At 64.1% G+C, this 1,765-nt stretch carries 4 protein-coding genes; 3 read left to right on the top strand and 1 reads right to left on the bottom strand.

Annotated elements, in window-relative coordinates; all coding sequences use genetic code 11:
- Positions 1–191: amidase family protein (locus tag AC2VOP_RS18640; protein WP_486962342.1), on the top strand; the 191-nt coding region annotated here is incomplete at its 5' end.
- On the opposite strand, the gene AC2VOP_RS18635 is transcribed toward AC2VOP_RS18640, so the two are convergent.
- Positions 170–607, bottom strand: a complete 438-nt coding sequence (locus tag AC2VOP_RS18635; RefSeq protein WP_486962341.1) for a MarR family winged helix-turn-helix transcriptional regulator — start codon at positions 605–607, stop codon at positions 170–172. The two genes, AC2VOP_RS18640 and AC2VOP_RS18635, sit on opposite strands and share 22 nt — an antisense overlap.
- 46 nt (positions 608–653) lie before the next feature.
- Between AC2VOP_RS18635 and AC2VOP_RS18630 the strand changes: the two genes are divergently transcribed.
- A complete protein-coding gene (locus tag AC2VOP_RS18630) occupies positions 654–1,331 on the top strand; it encodes a class I SAM-dependent methyltransferase (protein WP_486962340.1) in 678 nt (225 codons plus the stop codon).
- Positions 1,328–1,621, top strand: coding sequence for a DinB family protein (locus tag AC2VOP_RS18625; protein ID WP_486962339.1), 294 nt, complete (start codon positions 1,328–1,330; stop codon positions 1,619–1,621). Before AC2VOP_RS18630 ends, AC2VOP_RS18625 begins: the two co-directional genes overlap by 4 nt.
- Positions 1,622–1,765 lie beyond the last annotated feature (144 nt).

Genomic DNA, 1,765 nt, shown 5'->3' with positions numbered 1-1,765 from the left:
CGTTCACGCCGCTGCAGAACGCTACCGGCGAACCCGCGATCTCGTTGCCGCTGGGCGAGTCCACCGAGGGTTTACCGGTGGGCATGATGCTCACCGCTCCTACCGGATCGGAGGCACGGCTGCTGCAGCTGGCTTACGAACTGGAGGCGGCCCGGCCTTGGGTCCGCATTCAATCCGGTACCGCGCCCTGACCCGAGCCCAGCCGCTCCAGCATCCGTTTGAATTCGCGCTGCTCGGCTGCCGACAGCTTGTCCAGGATACGGCCGTCGGCCACCCGGACGGCGGTCTCCGCGCGTTTCAGCAGTTTCCGGCCTTCACCCGTCAACGTCGCCGGCAGCGCACGCCCGGACGTTACGGTGTCGGGCCGCGCTAGCACACCACGGTGTTCCAGCTCGCGCAACACCGTGTTCATCGCCTGCGGCGTGACGTTGACGTGTCGCGACAGCTCTGCGCTGGACACCCCTGGGCTCATGGAAAGACTTCGCATGCAGATGAATTCGGGGAGCGTCAGATCGAGTGGTCGCAACAAGGCGGTAACCTCTGGCCGCAGCACAGTACCGAGCCGGTATAGCAGGTAACCCAACGGAGCATCGTCGGTATGGCTCATATCAACCATCTTGACATATATCAGTTTTGTTGATATACAGGACGACATGTCTGAAGCGCAGAAACTTGAGTTCGACACGGCCTACCGCGGCGAAGCCGCCGAATTCGGGTTGGGGCTCCGACCGCCGTGGAGCATCGGCGAGCCGCAACCGGAGATCGCCGCTCTGATCGAACAGGGCAAGTTCCACGGGGATGTGCTGGACGCCGGTTGCGGCGAGGCCGCGGTGTCGCTGTATTTAGCCGAACGGGGGTATACCACGGTCGGGTTGGACTCGGCGCCCACCGCCATCGCCCTGGCCCGCGCCGCGGCAGCCGAGCGCGGTCTGACCAGCGCCTCCTTTGAGGTGGCCGATATCAGTTCGTTCACCGGCTATGACGGCCGGTTCGGCACCATCGTTGACAGCACGCTGTTTCACTCGATGCCGGTCGAACTGCGCGACGGATACCAGCGCTCAATCGTCCGCGCGGCTGCACCCGGTGCGTCGTATTTCGTCCTGGTTTTCGACCGAACGGGGATGCCCGAGGGGCCGGCCAACCCGGTCACCGAAGACGAACTCCGCGAGGTGGTGTCCCAGTACTGGAGCATCGACGAGATCCGGCCCGCCAGAATTCACGCCAACTTCCCCGACGGCCTGCCCGCCGGGTTTCCGGTGGCCGACCTGCGCGACGAGGCCAACGGGCGTAAGTCTGTTCCTGCCTGGCTGTTGTCGGCACACCTGGAATGACCTTCGCACGCAGCAGTAGCGTCGACAGATGGACCGTTGCGATGACTGCGGGTTTGAGTACCACGAGGACGCCGCTTCGAACGCGCCTTCCGAGATCGTCGCGGGCGCCGTTGGCGGATGCGGCCGCGATGTTTGCGAACGTGCTGGGACGGCTCGACGCCTCCGAGTGGGACCGCACCGTCGTTTACAACTACCCAACGACACAGGTGCGCACGTTGGGCTGGATCGCCGTCCACACCCTGCATGAAGTCAGTCACCACCTGCAAGATGTGCAACGCCAACTCAGCTGACTAATTCGGGTCACGCCACGGATTCTTGGATTCGTGTCGGTGGGTCGGTCTACTATTCGAATATGCGTTCGGGTAGTAGTCGGGAAGAGGTCACCGGGGCCTTCGACGCCCTAACCGCCGGCCTGGAGCGGGTGCTGGGGTTGG

The organism is Mycobacterium sp. TH-M106, from assembly GCF_057473765.1.
Note: the sequence above shows the minus strand (reverse complement) of the source record. Positions and strands in the feature narration are given on the sequence as shown.